The organism is Serratia sp. Res13-Sevr-LER1-36-b (assembly GCF_015673035.1).
Lineage (GTDB): Bacteria > Pseudomonadota > Gammaproteobacteria > Enterobacterales > Enterobacteriaceae > Chania > Chania fonticola_C.
The window spans coordinates 44727-60523 of the sequence record NZ_JADACK010000021.1 but is presented as its reverse complement, the minus strand read 5'-3'; the positions used below and the strand labels follow the sequence as shown (position 1 = coordinate 60523).

Sequence of the window (15797 nt, the reverse complement as noted above, 5' to 3'; positions counted from 1 at the left end):
AAAAGCCCGGCTTGCCGGGCTTTTCTGTTTTTATCACACGGCTTACTTACCTGCTCGCTACATAGATAGGTGGGCTGCATGCTGCGCCCGCTTAGCATTATTAGCCTTCACCCTAGCCCTCTCCCACTGTATGCCTGAGGGCGTTATAACACTTGTTTGGGGGAGAGGGATCTAGCCCGAAGCCGCAGTTGGATGCGGGGGATAGCTTGGACCCCCTCTCCCTTTGGAGAGGGTGAGGGGGCCGTTCACTAGTTGGCTGAGGTATCAAACTCCGGTGCCGGGCAGTTGTAGCCAAACTTGGTCCCCCACTCAAACTGGGTGCCGTTCTTGATATAACGCTGATACAGCGCCCGGCCAGTCTTGGCGTCGCGGGCTATCACCCAACCAGCGGCATTACACAGCACGGCTGCATAAGCCTGGCTTTTCGGTGGCAGCAGATCGGCGGCCTTTTGTGCCAGATCCACCGCCTGCCAGCGGTAATGCAGGAAACGGTTATCTTCGTCTGGCAACGATTTTTTGGCCCGTGCCGCTTCCGCCGCGCTGATCCAACTCTTGTCTTTGATATCCTTGGTGTTGAAAGCATCCCCCAGATAGGAATACCCCGCGCCATAAATATTGTAATCCGGCGTCATTTCGTAACCGGTGAAATCCAATCCCTGCGAGCGCAACAGCGCCGCCGCCTGATAGTAGCTTTTGGCGCGTGCGTTCTTATCCGCCGATTTATCCTTCGCCGCTTTCATCAGGTTGGCAAAGTCCTGCGCCGCCTGGCGGTAGTTCGGAATGGCAAAGTAGTTCACCGCTTCCTCATAGCGGCCAGCGCGCATCATGCGCCGTGCCAGCAATTCACGCAGTTGAACCTCTTGGGTGATCCGCTCGCCATTGTATTCGTCGGGTTTGACCGGCTTGAGCGGCGTGGTGGGCGCTGGTGCATGCTTATCCACAAAGCCTTTCAGCTCATCGACCGTCAGCACCCGCTCGGCGATATCCGCCACGTCTGCCCAGTAGTTTTCTTTGCCGCGATACATCAGGTCCATCGCTTGCAGATAGTCGCCACGGTTCAGCGCCAGAATGGCCTGCTCGCCGGCAACTCGGCAATCCGGCACGATCATTTCGGCTGCGAAGTCTTCGTTACGCTGTTCTCCCCAGCTTTCATCGGTAGGGAATGCGGCTGCGGCTTTGGCATAGGCGGCAGTGGCGGCTTTCACATCACCATCACGCAGGGCCATTTTGGCACGTAACCACCAGGCTAAACCGCCATCACCCGCATTTTTCAGCAGGTTGGCCGCCATGGCATATTGCCCGGAACGATAGGCCAGCGCCGCCAGCCGGTCGCTACCGGTGAAACCGCTTTTAACCGAGTCATTGAGCAACGTCAGGGTCTGATTGACAAGCTGTTTGGCGCCGGTCTCACCGTTAATGATGCCGGACATCTCCAGGTTACTGCTGCGGGCGAACAGCTCAATGGTGACCAACTGCTGCACCAGCGGATCGTGAATGGCCTGTTTTAACGCCTCTACATGCTGCGGGTTGATCAAATAGCTGGAGATATACTGCAACGAAAGCCCGCCATCGGGATCGCCTTGAGCGGCCTGCTGGGCATACAGCTGTGCCGCCGGAGCGATTTCCCCGAGCCACAAATGAATACGTGCCTGCTGGCCCAGGCTACTCAGTGCCAGTTGATCGGGATCGGCAGTACCACTTTTCACCTGGTCGATCACCTGCTGGAAAGCGGCCAGGGCCTGCTCAAGCTGAGCTTTCTCCGGATGTTTCACCACCGGCTCGCTACCGGATTCGTTTTCCGGCGTGCCATGATCGTCCATCAGCAGGCGGCCAAGCGAGTATTGCGCCCGTAACCCCCATGCTCCCTGCTCGGCGGCTGGCAATGCCAACACCTGCTGGAAATATTGCGACGCCCGAGGATCTTCTGCGGCAAAGGCTACCGCCCCCAGCGTATATAAGCGCGCGGCATTCGATAGCCCTTGCGCATTCACCGCGTCGGCTTCTTCTACGGTCTTGGTTGCCCGCATTTGGGCAATGGCTTGCTGCTCCGGCGAGAGGGGCATCGGTTTTGGCGGTGTCGCCGGTGCTTCGGCCTGCCAGCGTGGCAGCTGTGGGTCTACCGGCACCAGACGGGTGGCTTCGAAAGCGAAGTTGCCCTCAGGCATATACAGCAGGGTGCCGTTGCGGTTGACCAGCAGGCGGTTGGGGAAGTCCGGCCCACAGGCCTGGCCGCTCAGCGGCACCATCAATGCTGCAGCGATCAGTGATGCTAACGGGAGCGCACGGCGACGGTGCCCTGCTGTGTGCAAATCAAGGTATGACATGGGTACCTCCTGGCATGATCTGTTGGCAGCGTAGCCAGCCCAAGGGGCGTGATTGCCCTGCTCGTAGCTGATCGCCGCTAATGCGGATAAAGCGTTGGGATTCCGATGGTGTTGCCAACTGGTAATGACCTACTGCGTCGGCGGCCAGGCAACCTTCTGCCTGAATGTGGATCTCACGCGGTAACGGCGCATCCATCGGTCCCTGATTCTCAATAATCAAATCATACAGCCCATTTTGCTGTGGCTGCGGCAAAAACTTAACCTGCCAGTTAGTGAGCAAGGGCTGATGCTGGATCACTGCCCGTAGCGTCGCCATCGACCAGGCGCGGCGATCGGTTTCCAGTGGCAGGCGGAACCAGATAATGCCGTGCAGACGTGGCAGTGGGCGTTGTGCGAGCTGCTGCAAAAAATCGGCAACCTGCTGCGGAGCCACGGTCAGTTCCTGGACCTTGCCCGCCACGCGCTGTGAGGCTTCGCTCTCAACCAGGGCCCCCTGGGCATCGAACCCTAGCAGAGCCATGCCGTAGGCTGGCAGGGCGATACGGAAGGGTTTAGGGCTAAGGCGCGCGTACTGGCGTGTCCACTCCTGCGCCAACCGGCCGTCGAATAAACCTTGGGTGGGAGAGAGCACCGCATGCACCTGAAGCACCGAGCTGTCTACCTGTTGCAGAACGCCGGGCAGCGCTGGGGAGCCGATCCAGGCGGGCAGGGCGGTGATGCCTAGCTGTAATGAAGAGGGAAGCCGTTGGCGAAGTTGGCGCAGAAATTGTTGATATTGGGGCAGCCGGGCAGTGGCGGCGTCATGGTCAATCTCCACGCCAATCACGGGTAAACCGGCCGCCTGCCAGCGTTGCAGCTGTTGCTGCAGACGTGCATAGATGGCGGCCTCATCCAACTGCATCAGTTGCCCGTCTATCCGCACTACCAGCCATAGCGGACGGCCATCCTGTTTCAGCAGGGCGGTATTGACCGTGATGTCCCGGAAACCCTCACGGGGATGCACCTGCAAACCCAACACGCGCAGGGTAGTAAACAGGTCACGGCTGGCAGCCAGCGCCTCGGCATGCTGAGGTGTCCACACCCTTTGCCAAACGTAGGCCTGCTGATCCCAAGGTTGATGAAGGTTCATTGCCTGGTAGCGCCCAACATACCAGGCCATTATTGCGAGTAGCATAACGACGATCAGGGCTATCCAACGTTTCATTTTTGCCAGCAATCGCCCTGAGCCTGGAAGCCGCAGGCGCGCATAAAGTTGCCGACTTCCCCACGTTCACGTGCTGCCAATCCGGCAGTATCCAGTTGCCAATGTTGCACCTGTGGCAATTGGCGTTGGGTATCTTCCATCAGATACAGCCCCACGCCACGGCGGCGTGTCACTTCGCGCACCAGCAGATCGTGCAATTGGGCGCTCTGGCCCTCTATCTCGATTTTTACCGCCCCTAGCAGCCGCTCGTTAAATCGGGCGGCAAACAGTGCTCTACCCTCCTCCAGCCAGCTTAGCCACTGCGCAGGTTGTTGATGTGGCCAGATTTTACCAAGGTCGATAAGGTCTTGTGGGGACAAGCTGGTCAAGCGTTCAATGGTCAGTTTCATGCCGGATTTCCGCACCGATAAGGGATGTCGACAGTGTAATGGATCTTGCACAGAGCGTTGTGTAAGTTTTTCTATACGAGGTCTGCGCGAAATGTTTTTTGCTGCGGGCATTTTCCGAGTAAACGATTGGTTAATGAGGTGTTAACCAGCATATCACGCTGTTCCTTGCGCTAAACAGCGCAGAATTAATCCGGATTTTATCCTGTTTACACCGCTTGTTTCTGGCATTGGGAGTTGCTTTGCAGAAGAAAACTCCTGTTTAATGGCATGAAAAATAAAGTCTTATTAGAAAATATTGTCGCGAATCTACCTAAATCATTATTACTTATAGATAAAAGCGATTTACCGGCGTTTTGCAAGCCACGGTCAGTTGGACGTTACTTGCAATCTGCCGGGTAGAAACAATGATTAGGTGTGACAAATACAACAGAAACACTCACAACGACAGATGGGGATTATGCGGATGAAATTAACAAAGGGTAAAGCGCTGCTGGCCGGTTGTATCGCGATGGCTATCGGCCATGTCGCTGTGGCAAAAGACATCAAGATTGCCGTAGTGGGCGCCATGTCCGGCCCGGTGGCGCAGTATGGTGATATGGAGTTCACCGGTGCACGTCAGGCAATTGCCGATATCAACGCCAAAGGCGGGATCAAGGGCGATAAGCTGGTGGCGGTAGAGTATGACGATGCCTGTGACCCGAAACAGGCGGTAGCGGTAGCCAACAAGGTCATCAATGACGGCATTCGTTACGTGATCGGCCACCTGTGCTCGTCTTCGACCCAGCCGGCTTCCGACATCTATGAAGACGAAGGCGTGATCATGATCACCCCGGCGGCGACCAACGCCGATCTGACTACCCGTGGTTACAAGATGATCATGCGCACCACCGGCCTGGATTCCGATCAGGGTCCAACGGCTGCCAACTACATCCTCAACGAGATTAAGCCCAAGCGTATCGCCGTGGTCCACGACAAGCAGCAATACGGTGAAGGCCTGGCGCGTTCAGTGCGTGACAGCCTGAAAAAGCAGGGTACCGACGTGGTGCTGTTTGAAGGTATCACCGCTGGGGATAAAGATTTCTCTACCCTGGTGGCTCGCCTGAAGAAAGAAAACGTCGATTTCGTCTACTTCGGCGGTTACTACCCGGAGATGGGGCAGATCCTGCGTCAGGCCAAACAGGCGGGCATGACTACTCGCTTCATGGGGCCGGAAGGTGTGGGTAACTCCTCGCTGTCCAATATCGCCGGTGCTGCGTCTGAAGGCATGCTGGTGACGCTGCCAAAACGTTACGATCAGGTGCCAGCCAACCAGCCGGTAGTTGATGCATTAAAAGCCAAGAAGCTGGATCCGACAGGGCCATTTGTCTGGACCACCTATGCGGCACTGCAATCGCTGGTCACCGGGATGGAGCGTAGCGGTAGCCAGGAGCCAGCAGATATCGTCAAAGATCTGAAAACCGGCCAACCGGTGGCAACCGTGATGGGGCCACTGAGCTGGGATGACAAAGGCGATCTGAAAGGCTTCGAGTTCGGGGTGTTTGAATGGCATGCCGACGGCTCATCAACGCCGATTAAATAAGCCCGTTTAAGGTGGCCTCTGCGCTTTTTGGGCGCGGAGGCCACCTCGACAGCAAAATCTACAAACCGGGAATTCCCGGAGCCTGCAACGCCAGCAGGCCGTTGGGCCGCTCTTTGTCGGCCAGTACAACACCTTAGAAGGTCAGAGTATGTCAGAGCAGTTTCTCTATTTTCTGCAGCAGATGTTCAACGGCGTGACGCTGGGCAGCACCTATGCATTGATCGCCATCGGTTACACCATGGTCTACGGCATTATCGGCATGATCAACTTCGCCCACGGCGAGGTATATATGATCGGCAGCTATGTCTCCTTTATCGTGATCGCCGCCCTGATGATGATCGGCATCGACGTGGGTTGGCTGCTGATCGGCGCAGCGTTCCTGGTGTCGATCGTGATTGCCAGCGCCTATGGCTGGAGCATCGAGCGGGTGGCCTACAAACCGGTGCGCAACTCCAAGCGCCTGATTGCGCTGATTTCCGCCATCGGGATGTCGATATTCCTGCAAAACTACGTCAGCCTGACGCAGGGTTCACGTGATGTGGCGCTGCCAAGCCTGGTCACCGGCCAGTGGGTGCTGGGTGAGAGCAACGGCTTTGCCGCGACCATCAGCACCATGCAGCTCATCATCTGGGGGGTCACCTTCCTGGCGATGCTGGCATTGACGATGTTTATCCGTTATTCGCGTATGGGCCGCGCCTGCCGTGCCTGTGCGGAAGATTTGAAGATGGCCAGCCTGCTGGGCATCAATACCGACCGGGTGATTTCGCTCACCTTCGTGATCGGCGCGGTGATGGCGGCGGTGGCGGGCGTGTTGCTCGGCCAATTCTACGGCGTGATCAACCCTTACATCGGCTTTATGGCCGGGATGAAAGCCTTCACCGCTGCGGTACTGGGCGGGATTGGCAGCATTCCTGGGGCGATGATCGGCGGGCTGGTGCTGGGCGTGGCTGAAGCGCTCACCTCGGCCTATCTGAGCACCGAATACAAAGACGCGGTGTCCTTCGCCTTGCTGATTGTGGTGTTGCTGGTGATGCCAACCGGTATCCTTGGGCGTCCGGAGGTTGAGAAAGTATGAAACTCGGTCTGCTTAACGCCTGTATTGCCACGGTCGTGCTGTTTGTCATGGCCTCCTTCCTGATGGGGATGCAACTGAGCCTCGACGGCACCAAGCTGGTGGTGCACGGCGCTGCCGAAGTGCGCTGGATGTGGATTGGTATCGGTTGTGTGGTGGTATTTTTCTTCCAACTGCTGCGTCCGCTGATGCAGCATGGGATGAAAAAAATCTCCGGTCCGGCGTTCGTATTACCCAGCTTTGACGGCTCCACAACGCGCCAGAAGGTGCTGGCAGCGGCGATCATCATTGCCGCCGTAGTCTGGCCGTTCCTGGTATCGCGCGGCACGGTGGATATTGCCACCCTGACGCTGATCTACGTCATGCTGGGGCTGGGCCTGAACGTGGTGGTTGGCCTTTCCGGCCTGTTGGTGCTGGGTTACGGTGGCTTTTACGCCATCGGTGCCTATACCTACGCATTGCTGAACCATTATTACGGCCTGGGATTCTGGGAAAGCCTGCCGCTGGCGGGGATCGTCACCGCCATTTTCGGTTTCCTGCTCGGTTTCCCGGTGCTACGCCTGCGGGGAGACTATCTGGCGATCGTCACGCTCGGCTTTGGTGAAATCGTCCGCATCCTGCTGCTGAACAACACCGAAATTACCGGTGGGCCGAACGGCATCAGCCAGATCCCGAAACCCACCTTTTTTGGTCTGGAGTTTAACCGCAGCGCCCGCGACGGTGGCTGGGATACCTTCCATAACTTCTTTGGCCTGAAATACGATCCCAGCGACCGCATCGTGTTCCTCTACCTGGTAGCGCTGCTGCTGGTGATATTGACGCTGTTTGTGATTAATCGCCTGCTGCGCATGCCGCTGGGCCGTGCCTGGGAAGCATTGCGCGAAGATGAAATTGCTTGCCGTTCACTGGGCTTGAGCCCGACCAAAATCAAACTGACCGCCTTCACCATCAGTGCCGCCTTTGCCGGTTTCGCCGGTACGCTGTTTGCCGCACGTCAGGGGTTTGTCAGCCCGGAATCCTTCACCTTTGTGGAGTCGGCCTTTGTGCTGGCGATCGTGGTGTTGGGCGGCATGGGCTCACAGTTTGCGGTGATCCTGGCGGCGATCCTGCTGGTAGTGTCCCGTGAGATGATGCGCGATCTGAATGAATACAGCATGTTGCTGCTGGGGGCGCTGATGGTGTTGATGATGATTTGGCGGCCACAGGGGCTGCTGCCGATGAAACGCCCGCAGTTGAAGCTGAAAGTGGCTGATATCAAAGCCGTGAAGGGGGAGCAGGCATGAGTACTCAACCTTTACTGGCGGTAGTCGGGCTTTCGATGCGTTTTGGTGGTTTGCTGGCGGTTAACAACGTCGCGCTGGAACTGCATCAAGGTGAGATTGTTTCGTTGATTGGCCCGAATGGCGCGGGCAAGACTACGGTGTTCAACTGCCTGACCGGATTCTATCGCCCGACCAGTGGCACCATCAAACTGCGCGATCGCCATCTGGAAGGGCTTTCCGGCCAGACCATTGCCCGCATGGGCGTGGTACGCACCTTCCAGCACGTGCGGCTGTTCCGTGAAATGACGGTGATTGAAAACCTGCTGGTGGCCCAACATCAGCATTTGAAAAGCGGGGTGTTTGCCGGTTTGCTGAAAACCCCGGCGTTCCGCCGTGCAGAGGCCGATGCGCTGGAGCGTGCGGCGGTGTGGCTGGAGCGTGTGGGCTTGTTGGACATGGCTAACCGCTCTGCGGGTAACCTGGCCTATGGCCAGCAGCGTCGGCTGGAGATCGCCCGCTGCATGGTAACGCGCCCGGAACTATTGATGCTGGATGAACCGGCGGCGGGCCTGAACCCGAAAGAAACCGATGAGCTGGATCACCTGATCGTCGAGCTGCGTGACCAGCACCAGGTGTCGGTGCTGTTGATTGAGCACGATATGAAACTGGTGATGGGGATTTCCGATCGCATCTACGTGGTGAATCAGGGAACGCCGTTGGCACAAGGCACACCGGCAGAAATCCGCAATAACCCGGACGTGATCCGGGCCTATCTGGGCGAATAAGCATATGTTGTCATTTAATCAGGTTTCCGCCCATTACGGCAAAATTCAGGCGCTGCACCAGGTCAGCCTGAACATTCAACAGGGGGAGATCGTTACCCTGATCGGCGCCAACGGTGCCGGTAAAACCACCCTGCTAGGCACGCTATGCGGCGACCCAAGGGCCAGCGAAGGGTCCATCACCTTGATGGAACAGGACATCACCCAGTGGCAGACAGCGCGCATCATGCGTGAGGCCGTGGCGATCGTACCGGAAGGGCGGCGGGTGTTCTCACGCATGACGGTGGAAGAGAACCTGGCGATGGGCGGTTTCTTTGCCGATCGCGAGCAGTATCACCAACGCATCGAGCGGGTATTTACCCTGTTTCCACGCCTGCTGGAGCGCCGTAGCCAGCGCTCTGGCACCATGTCAGGTGGCGAGCAGCAGATGCTGGCGATTGGCCGTGCGCTGATGAGCCAGCCGAAGTTGTTGCTGTTGGACGAGCCTTCACTTGGGCTGGCCCCCATCATCATCCAGCAGATTTTCGATATCATCCAGCAGCTGCGCGAAGAGGGGATGACCATCTTCCTGGTGGAACAAAACGCCAACCAGGCGCTAAAACTGGCAGATCGTGGTTATGTGCTGGAAAACGGCCGCGTGGTGTTGGAAGATACGGGGGCCGCATTATTAGCAAACGAAGCAGTGCGGTCAGCATACCTGGGGGGTTAAACCATGGGTAATTGCCATAGGGCGCACTGAGTGGCGCCCCTATTCTTAACGATTACGAGAACAAGCAATGAAGACAGAAGGACTACTCGCACAGCGCATCGTAAAGGTCAAAAGCTCGGCAATCCGCGAATTGCTCAAGCACAGCAAAATGGAAAACGTCATTTCGCTGGCGGGTGGCATTCCCTCTGATGCGCTGTTTGACTTCGAAGGATTGAGCATTGCTACCCAGCAGGCCATTACCGAGCAGCCAAAAAGCGCGTTCCAATATGGGCTGACCGAAGGCAGCGAACTGCTGCGTGAAGGCATCTGTACCCTATGCGCACAGCGTGGCGTTAATGCCAAGCCGGAAGATATCGTGGTGACCGCAGGCTCCCAGCAGGCGTTAGATCTGGTGATGCGTGCGGTGATTAACCCTGGTGATGTGTTTGTAGTAGAGCGCCCGACCTATCTGGCGGCGCTGCAAACGCTGGAACTGGCGGAAGCCAACGTCATGTCCGTCTCTTCCGACAGCGACGGCATGGTGGTTGATGAACTGGCTGAACTGCTGAAAACCCAGAAGATCAAAGGGGTATACGTGGTGCCGAACTTCGGCAACCCGAGCGGCCTGACCCTGAGCGCCGCACGCCGTGAGCAGCTGGTGAAACTGGCGGTGGAGCATAACTTCCTGATTATCGAGGATGACCCGTACGGCGAGCTGCGCTTCACCGAAGAGCGTAATGCTACGCTGTATCAGGTTTCGCAGCAGGTACTGGGCCATACCGAAAACATTATCTATACCTCCACCTTCTCCAAAATCCTGGCTCCGGGCCTGCGCTTGGGTTGGGCCATCCTGCCGCCATTCCTGCTGCATAAAGTGGCGATCATCAAGCAGGCGGCGGATCTGCATGCCAGCGCGCTGTCGCAGAGCATCGTCGAATGTTACCTGGGGCTGGATCGTTTACCGGCGCAGATCGAAAAGATCCGCGCAGCCTACAAGCACAAAGGCGAGATCCTGGCCGGGCTGGTGGAAAAAGAGCTGGGTGATGTGATCAGCTTTGATATGCCGAAAGGTGGCATGTTCCTGTGGGCGCGTTTCCGTCAGCAATTCGATGCCACCGAGTGGCTGAAAACCACCCTGAAGCAGGGCGTGGTATTTGTGCCGGGAGAATACTTCTTCTCTGAAAAACCGGATCGCTCTACCTTCCGTCTGTCGTTTGCCACGGCAACCGAACAACAGATGCAAGAGGCCGTCGCCCGCCTGCGTCGCTCACTGTAATCTCTCTGCGGCGGTGGGGTGAATTCCCTACCGCCGACATCAAACCGCCATCTGCACTTCACCTCGCTGTCATCTAGCTGTCACGCCAGAGTTATTTTTCTGTCATCCGCGCATGGCATGTTTAGCATCCGAACAAAAACTGTTTCTTTTCGCTCACGCGTTTTGATCACACCCGCTTTTTCAGGAGTTAGGCATGTTTGCTCACGCGATTAAAAAAACCACGTTGTGCGTTACCTTGGCCCTGGCGGTCAGCGGCCATGCAATAGCTGCTACCGAGATCCCATTCTGGCATTCGATGGAAGGGGAACTGGGTACCGAAGTCGACTCTCTGGCGGACCGTTTCAACCAAACTCACAGCGATGTGAAGATCGTCCCGGTTTATAAAGGCAACTACGAACAAAGCCTGGCGGCGGGCATTGCTGCTTACCGTTCCGGCAAGGCTCCGGCGATCCTGCAGGTCTATGAAGTGGGCACCGCCACCATGATGGCGAGCAAGGCGATCAAACCGGTGTATCAGGTGTTCCAGGAGTCGGGCGTCAAGTTCGACGAATCGGTGTTTGTGCCGACTGTGGCCGGTTACTACACCGATAACAAGAGCGGCCATTTGCTGTCCCAGCCTTTCAACAGCTCCACCCCGGTGCTGTATTACAACAAAGACGCCTTCAAGAAAGCGGGCTTGAACCCGGATCAGCCACCGAAAACCTGGCAGGAGCTGGCGGCTGATGCGGCCAAACTACGCGCGGCTGGCATGAAGTGCGGCTACACCAGCGGTTGGCTGGGTTGGATCCAACTGGAGAACTTCAGCGCCTGGCATGGCGTGCCGTTCGCCAGTGAAAACAACGGCTTTGGTGGCACCAATGCCAAGCTGGAGTTCAACCAGCCGCTGCAGGTGAAACATATTCAGTTCCTGCAAGACATGAACAAGAAGGGTGACTTCACCTACTTTGGCCGCAAGGACGAACCTACCGAGAAGTTCTACAACGGCGACTGCGCCATGGCTACCGCCTCTTCCGGCTCGCTGGCCAGCATCCGCAAATACGCCAAGTTTGACTTCGGTGTGGGCATGATGCCTTTTGATGCTGACGCAAAAAATGCACCGCAGAACGCCATTATCGGCGGGGCCAGCTTGTGGGTGATGAACGGCAAAGACGCGGCGACTTACAAAGGTGTGGCGGAATTCCTGCAATATCTGGCCCAGCCTGAGATTGCCGCCGAATGGCATCAAAAGACCGGCTACCTGCCGATCACCACTGCCGCCTATGAAATGACCAAGCAGCAGGGCTTCTACGACAAAAACCCAGGGGCCGATGTGGCCACCCGTCAGATGCTGAACAAGCCACCACTGGCGTTCACCAAAGGGCTGCGTCTGGGCAATATGCCGCAGATCCGTACCGTGGTGGATGAAGAACTGGAAAGCGTGTGGACCGACAAGAAAACCCCGCAGCAGGCGCTGGATGCCGCGGTACAGCGCGGTGACGTGTTGCTGCGCCGCTTCGAGGCTTCCACCAAGTAAGCGTCAGATTGGGCCATATTCGGCCAAACGACATCGATCCACTCCCTCTCCCTTTGGGCGAGGGTTGGGATGAGGGGCTTATGCCGTCCCTCATCCCCATTTAACGGTTAACCCTATGTCATCATCCCGTCCCGGCTTCGGCTGTAGCTGGCTGCCCTATGTGTTGGTGCTGCCACAGTTGCTGATCACCGTCGTTTTCTTCCTGTGGCCTGCCGGCCAAGCGCTGTGGTACTCGGTACAAAGCGTCGATCCGTTCGGCCTTTCCAGCCAGTTTGTCGGGTTGGACAACTTTACACAGCTGTTCCAGGACCCGTATTACCTGGAGTCTTTCTACACCACGCTGTTGTTCAGCTTCCTGGTGGCCGGTGTTGGCCTGCTGGTATCGCTGTTCTTTGCCGCGCTGGTGGACTACGTGCTGCGCGGCAGCCGCTTCTATCAGACGTTGATGATCCTGCCTTATGCGGTTGCCCCTGCGGTAGCGGCGGTGCTGTGGATCTTCCTGTTCAGCCCCGGCATGGGTCTGATCACCCATGTGCTTGCCGGTTTTGGTTACGACTGGAACCATGCGCAAAACAGCGGCCAGGCAATGTTCCTGGTGGTGTTGGCATCGGTGTGGCAGCAGATCAGCTATAACTTTCTGTTTTTCCTGGCGGCATTGCAATCTATCCCGCGTTCCCTGGTGGAAGCGGCTGCGATCGACGGGGCAGGCCCGGTACGGCGTTTCTTCAACCTGGTGCTGCCGCTGATCACGCCGGTGAGCTTCTTCCTGCTGGTGGTCAACCTGGTGTATGCCTTCTTCGACACCTTCCCGGTGATCGACGCCGCTACCGGCGGTGGGCCGGTGCAGTCGACCACTACGCTGGTGTACAAAATCTATCGTGAAGGCTTTGCCGGTCTGGATCTGTCCAGCTCGGCGGCGCAGTCGGTGGTGCTGATGCTGTTGGTGATTGGCCTGACGGTGATCCAGTTCCGCTTTGTCGAACGTAAGGTGCGTTACCAATGATTGAGAACCGACGCGGGCTGGATATCTTCAGCCATACGATGCTGATTGTTGGCGTGCTGGTGGTGCTGTTTCCGCTGTATGTGGCCTTTGTGGCCGCCACGCTGGACGATCAGCAGGTGTTCCAGGTACCTATGACGCTGATCCCTGGCGGCCGCCTTTGGGACAACATCCGCCATATCTGGCAGGGCGGTGTGGGCACCCTCAAGGTGCCGTTCTCGATGCTGCTGCTCAACAGCGTGATCATGGCGTTGGCGATCACCTGCGGCAAGATCGTGGTTTCGGTGCTGTCCGCCTATGCCATCGTCTATTTCCGTTTTCCGCTGCGCAGCCTGTTCTTTTGGCTGATCTTCATGACGCTGATGCTGCCGGTCGAGGTGCGTATCTTCCCGACGGTGGAAGTGATCTCCAACCTCAACCTGCTGGACAGCTACACTGGCCTCACGCTGCCACTGATGGCATCGGCCACGGCCACCTTCCTGCTGCGTCAGTTCTTTATGACCCTGCCGGATGAGCTGCTGGAGGCCGCCCGTATCGACGGTGCCGGGCCGATGCGCTTCTTTTGGGACATCGTGCTGCCGCTGTCGAAAACCAATCTGGCGGCGCTGTTTGTCATCACCTTCATCTACGGCTGGAACCAGTACCTGTGGCCGATCCTGGTCACCAGTGACGCCTCGATGAGTACGGCGGTGGCAGGGATCCGCAGCATGATTTCCACCTCCGGCGCGCCGACCCAGTGGAATCAGGTGATGGCGGCAATGATGTTGACTTTGATCCCGCCGTTGGCGGTGGTTCTTCTGATGCAGCGCTGGTTTGTGCGCGGTCTGGTTGATAGCGAGAAGTAACGAATATGGCAGGTTTAAAACTACAGGCGGTCACCAAGTCTTACGACGGCAAAACGCCGGTGATCAAGCAGATCGATCTCGACGTGGCTGACGGTGAATTTATTGTGATGGTTGGCCCCTCCGGCTGTGGCAAATCGACGCTGCTGCGGATGGTGGCCGGACTGGAGCGCACCACCAGCGGTGATATCTATATTGATAGTCAGCGCGTGACCGATCTGGAACCGAAAGATCGCGGCATCGCCATGGTGTTCCAGAACTACGCGCTGTATCCGCATATGAGCGTGTACGACAATATGGCCTATGGCCTGAAAATCCGTGGTTTTGGCAAACAGCACATCCGTCAGCGGGTAGAAGAGGCGGCGCGTATTCTGGAGTTGGAACCGCTGCTGCAACGCAAACCGCGTGAGCTTTCCGGCGGCCAGCGCCAGCGGGTGGCTATGGGGCGTGCGATTGTGCGCGAACCGGCGGTGTTTCTGTTTGATGAGCCGCTCTCCAATCTGGACGCTAAATTGCGTGTCCAGATGCGCCTGGAATTGCAGCAGCTGCATCGCCGCCTGAAAACCACCAGCCTGTACGTCACCCACGATCAGGTTGAAGCGATGACGCTGGCACAGCGGGTGATCGTGATGAATAAAGGCGTAGCGGAGCAGATTGGTACGCCAAGTGAGGTTTATCAACGCCCGGCGACGCTGTTTGTCGCCAGCTTTATCGGCTCCCCGGCGATGAACTTGTTGCCTGGCACGCTGAGTGCGGACGGCAAACAACTGCAACTGGCCGGTGGTATGGCACTGGATCTGCCAGAACCTCGGCCACAGTGGGGCGGACAGGAGTTGACGTTGGGTATCCGACCGGAGCATATTCAACTGAGTACGCGCGAGCAGGGCGGTATTCCGTTAGAGCTGCAAACGCTGGAGTTGCTCGGCGCCGATAACCTGGCACACGGGCAATGGGGGAGTTCAGGCGTGATCGTCCGCCTGAGCCATGAAACCCTGCCGCCTGCGGGCAGCATCCTGTATTTACAGCTGCCTGCGTCGGCGCTGCACTTTTTTGCTACCCATAGCGGAACACGGATGGATTGATGACTACAGCCTGGCCTTATCCCCATATTGTCGCCCATCGCGGCGGCGGTTCTCTGGCACCGGAAAATACCCTGGCCGCGATTGATGTCGGCGCGCGTCATGGCCACAAGATGATCGAGTTTGACGCCAAACTGGCGCAGGACGGGCAGATTTTCCTGCTGCATGATGACACGCTCGAACGCACTAGCAACGGCTGGGGCGTGGCGGGCGAACTGCCATGGGAAAAGCTGGTAGAACTGGATGCCGGCGACTGGTACAGCTCGGCCTTTAAAGGGGAGCGTTTGCCGCTGCTGTCGGACGTGGCGGAGCGCTGTAAGCAGCACGGCATGATGGCCAATATTGAAATCAAGCCAACCACCGGCAGCGACGAGGAAACCGGCCGGGTGGTGGCCTTTGCCGCCAGCATGTTGTGGCAAGGGCAAACCGATCCGCTGCTTTCTTCGTTCTCGGTGGAAGCCCTGGCGGCGGCACAGCAGACTGCCCCAGAACTGCCGCGCGGCCTATTGCTGGACAAATGGGATGACAATTGGCGTGAGCTGACCGAGCGCCTGGGCTGTGTCTCGCTGCATATTAATCATAAAGAACTGACCGCTGAACGTGTCGCGGCGCTAAAAGATGCCGGGCTGCGTATTCTGGTGTATACCGTCAATAAGCCGGAGCGGGCGCGTTTATTGTTGAATTGGGGCGTTGACTGTATTTGCACCGACCGGATAGATTTGATCGGCCCGGATTTTTAACCGGTTAATTTATTAGTTTACATGACCAAACCAGAACATAGCGACGT

At 57.4% G+C, this 15797-nt stretch carries 14 protein-coding genes; 11 read left to right on the top strand and 3 right to left on the bottom strand.

What is annotated here, in order from left to right; genetic code table 11:
- Positions 1 to 248 precede the first annotated feature (248 nt).
- Genes IMQ33_RS17095 through panM form a run of 3 tightly spaced genes read right to left on the bottom strand, consistent with a single transcriptional unit; the run spans position 249 to position 3917 of the window.
- A complete protein-coding gene (locus IMQ33_RS17095) occupies positions 249 to 2324 on the bottom strand; it encodes a hypothetical protein (RefSeq protein ID WP_196062391.1) in 2076 nt (691 codons plus the stop codon).
- Positions 2311 to 3528, bottom strand: coding sequence for a DUF3142 domain-containing protein (locus tag IMQ33_RS17090; protein WP_196062390.1), 1218 nt, complete (start codon positions 3526 to 3528; stop codon positions 2311 to 2313). The genes IMQ33_RS17095 and IMQ33_RS17090 overlap by 14 nt, the downstream gene beginning before the upstream one ends.
- Positions 3525 to 3917 carry an aspartate 1-decarboxylase autocleavage activator PanM gene (gene panM / locus IMQ33_RS17085; RefSeq protein ID WP_196062389.1) on the bottom strand — a complete coding sequence of 131 codons (393 nt, stop codon included), beginning with the start codon at positions 3915 to 3917 and terminating at the stop codon, positions 3525 to 3527. The genes IMQ33_RS17090 and panM overlap by 4 nt, the downstream gene beginning before the upstream one ends.
- Positions 3918 to 4380: 463 nt before the next feature.
- Here panM and IMQ33_RS17080 point away from each other — a divergent pair, with 463 nt between their 5' ends.
- The 11 genes from IMQ33_RS17080 to ugpQ all read left to right on the top strand — a co-directional run bounded on the left by IMQ33_RS17080 (position 4381) and on the right by ugpQ (position 15750).
- Positions 4381 to 5496, top strand: a complete 1116-nt coding sequence (locus IMQ33_RS17080; protein WP_065685453.1) for a branched-chain amino acid ABC transporter substrate-binding protein — start codon at positions 4381 to 4383, stop codon at positions 5494 to 5496.
- Between the two features lie 148 nt (positions 5497 to 5644).
- Complete coding sequence (livH, locus tag IMQ33_RS17075; RefSeq protein ID WP_196062388.1) at positions 5645 to 6571, top strand: high-affinity branched-chain amino acid ABC transporter permease LivH; 927 nt, start codon at positions 5645 to 5647, stop codon at positions 6569 to 6571.
- A complete protein-coding gene (locus IMQ33_RS17070) occupies positions 6568 to 7851 on the top strand; it encodes a high-affinity branched-chain amino acid ABC transporter permease LivM (RefSeq protein WP_065685454.1) in 1284 nt (427 codons plus the stop codon). The genes livH and IMQ33_RS17070 overlap by 4 nt, the downstream gene beginning before the upstream one ends.
- Positions 7848 to 8615, top strand: a complete 768-nt coding sequence (gene livG, locus IMQ33_RS17065) for a high-affinity branched-chain amino acid ABC transporter ATP-binding protein LivG (RefSeq protein WP_196062387.1) — start codon at positions 7848 to 7850, stop codon at positions 8613 to 8615. The genes IMQ33_RS17070 and livG overlap by 4 nt, the downstream gene beginning before the upstream one ends.
- A gap of 4 nt (positions 8616 to 8619) precedes the next feature.
- Positions 8620 to 9321, top strand: coding sequence for a high-affinity branched-chain amino acid ABC transporter ATP-binding protein LivF (livF, locus tag IMQ33_RS17060; protein WP_196062386.1), 702 nt, complete (start codon positions 8620 to 8622; stop codon positions 9319 to 9321).
- 67 nt (positions 9322 to 9388) lie between these two features.
- On the top strand, positions 9389 to 10576 hold the full coding sequence (locus IMQ33_RS17055; protein WP_065685456.1) for a PLP-dependent aminotransferase family protein: 1188 nt from the start codon (positions 9389 to 9391) through the stop codon (positions 10574 to 10576).
- A gap of 193 nt (positions 10577 to 10769) precedes the next feature.
- Positions 10770 to 12089 carry a sn-glycerol-3-phosphate ABC transporter substrate-binding protein UgpB gene (ugpB, locus tag IMQ33_RS17050; protein WP_098929125.1) on the top strand — a complete coding sequence of 440 codons (1320 nt, stop codon included), beginning with the start codon at positions 10770 to 10772 and terminating at the stop codon, positions 12087 to 12089.
- Between the two features lie 115 nt (positions 12090 to 12204).
- A complete protein-coding gene (gene ugpA / locus IMQ33_RS17045; protein WP_024529581.1) occupies positions 12205 to 13092 on the top strand; it encodes a sn-glycerol-3-phosphate ABC transporter permease UgpA in 888 nt (295 codons plus the stop codon).
- A complete protein-coding gene (gene ugpE, locus IMQ33_RS17040; RefSeq protein ID WP_196062385.1) occupies positions 13089 to 13934 on the top strand; it encodes a sn-glycerol-3-phosphate ABC transporter permease UgpE in 846 nt (281 codons plus the stop codon). The genes ugpA and ugpE overlap by 4 nt, the downstream gene beginning before the upstream one ends.
- Before the next feature lie 5 nt (positions 13935 to 13939).
- On the top strand, positions 13940 to 15013 hold the full coding sequence (locus tag IMQ33_RS17035; RefSeq protein ID WP_161712638.1) for a sn-glycerol-3-phosphate import ATP-binding protein UgpC: 1074 nt from the start codon (positions 13940 to 13942) through the stop codon (positions 15011 to 15013).
- Positions 15013 to 15750: a glycerophosphodiester phosphodiesterase gene (gene ugpQ / locus IMQ33_RS17030; RefSeq protein WP_024484626.1), complete on the top strand. Its 738-nt coding sequence runs from the start codon at positions 15013 to 15015 to the stop codon at positions 15748 to 15750. Before IMQ33_RS17035 ends, ugpQ begins: the two co-directional genes overlap by 1 nt.
- Positions 15751 to 15797: the final 47 nt, after the last annotated feature.

What these genes read in the sequence shown, in the direction of transcription:
- IMQ33_RS17095 (WP_196062391.1), bottom strand. Translation starts at nt 2,324, where the DNA reads ATGTCATACCTTGATTTGCACACAGCAGGGCACCGTCGCCGTGCGCTC.
- IMQ33_RS17090 (WP_196062390.1), bottom strand. Translation starts at nt 3,528, where the DNA reads ATGAAACGTTGGATAGCCCTGATCGTCGTTATGCTACTCGCAATAATG.
- panM (WP_196062389.1), bottom strand. Translation starts at nt 3,917, where the DNA reads ATGAAACTGACCATTGAACGCTTGACCAGCTTGTCCCCACAAGACCTT.
- IMQ33_RS17080 (WP_065685453.1), top strand. Translation starts at nt 4,381, where the DNA reads ATGAAATTAACAAAGGGTAAAGCGCTGCTGGCCGGTTGTATCGCGATG.
- livH (WP_196062388.1), top strand. Translation starts at nt 5,645, where the DNA reads ATGTCAGAGCAGTTTCTCTATTTTCTGCAGCAGATGTTCAACGGCGTG.
- IMQ33_RS17070 (WP_065685454.1), top strand. Translation starts at nt 6,568, where the DNA reads ATGAAACTCGGTCTGCTTAACGCCTGTATTGCCACGGTCGTGCTGTTT.
- livG (WP_196062387.1), top strand. Translation starts at nt 7,848, where the DNA reads ATGAGTACTCAACCTTTACTGGCGGTAGTCGGGCTTTCGATGCGTTTT.
- livF (WP_196062386.1), top strand. Translation starts at nt 8,620, where the DNA reads ATGTTGTCATTTAATCAGGTTTCCGCCCATTACGGCAAAATTCAGGCG.
- IMQ33_RS17055 (WP_065685456.1), top strand. Translation starts at nt 9,389, where the DNA reads ATGAAGACAGAAGGACTACTCGCACAGCGCATCGTAAAGGTCAAAAGC.
- ugpB (WP_098929125.1), top strand. Translation starts at nt 10,770, where the DNA reads ATGTTTGCTCACGCGATTAAAAAAACCACGTTGTGCGTTACCTTGGCC.
- ugpA (WP_024529581.1), top strand. Translation starts at nt 12,205, where the DNA reads ATGTCATCATCCCGTCCCGGCTTCGGCTGTAGCTGGCTGCCCTATGTG.
- ugpE (WP_196062385.1), top strand. Translation starts at nt 13,089, where the DNA reads ATGATTGAGAACCGACGCGGGCTGGATATCTTCAGCCATACGATGCTG.
- IMQ33_RS17035 (WP_161712638.1), top strand. Translation starts at nt 13,940, where the DNA reads ATGGCAGGTTTAAAACTACAGGCGGTCACCAAGTCTTACGACGGCAAA.
- ugpQ (WP_024484626.1), top strand. Translation starts at nt 15,013, where the DNA reads ATGACTACAGCCTGGCCTTATCCCCATATTGTCGCCCATCGCGGCGGC.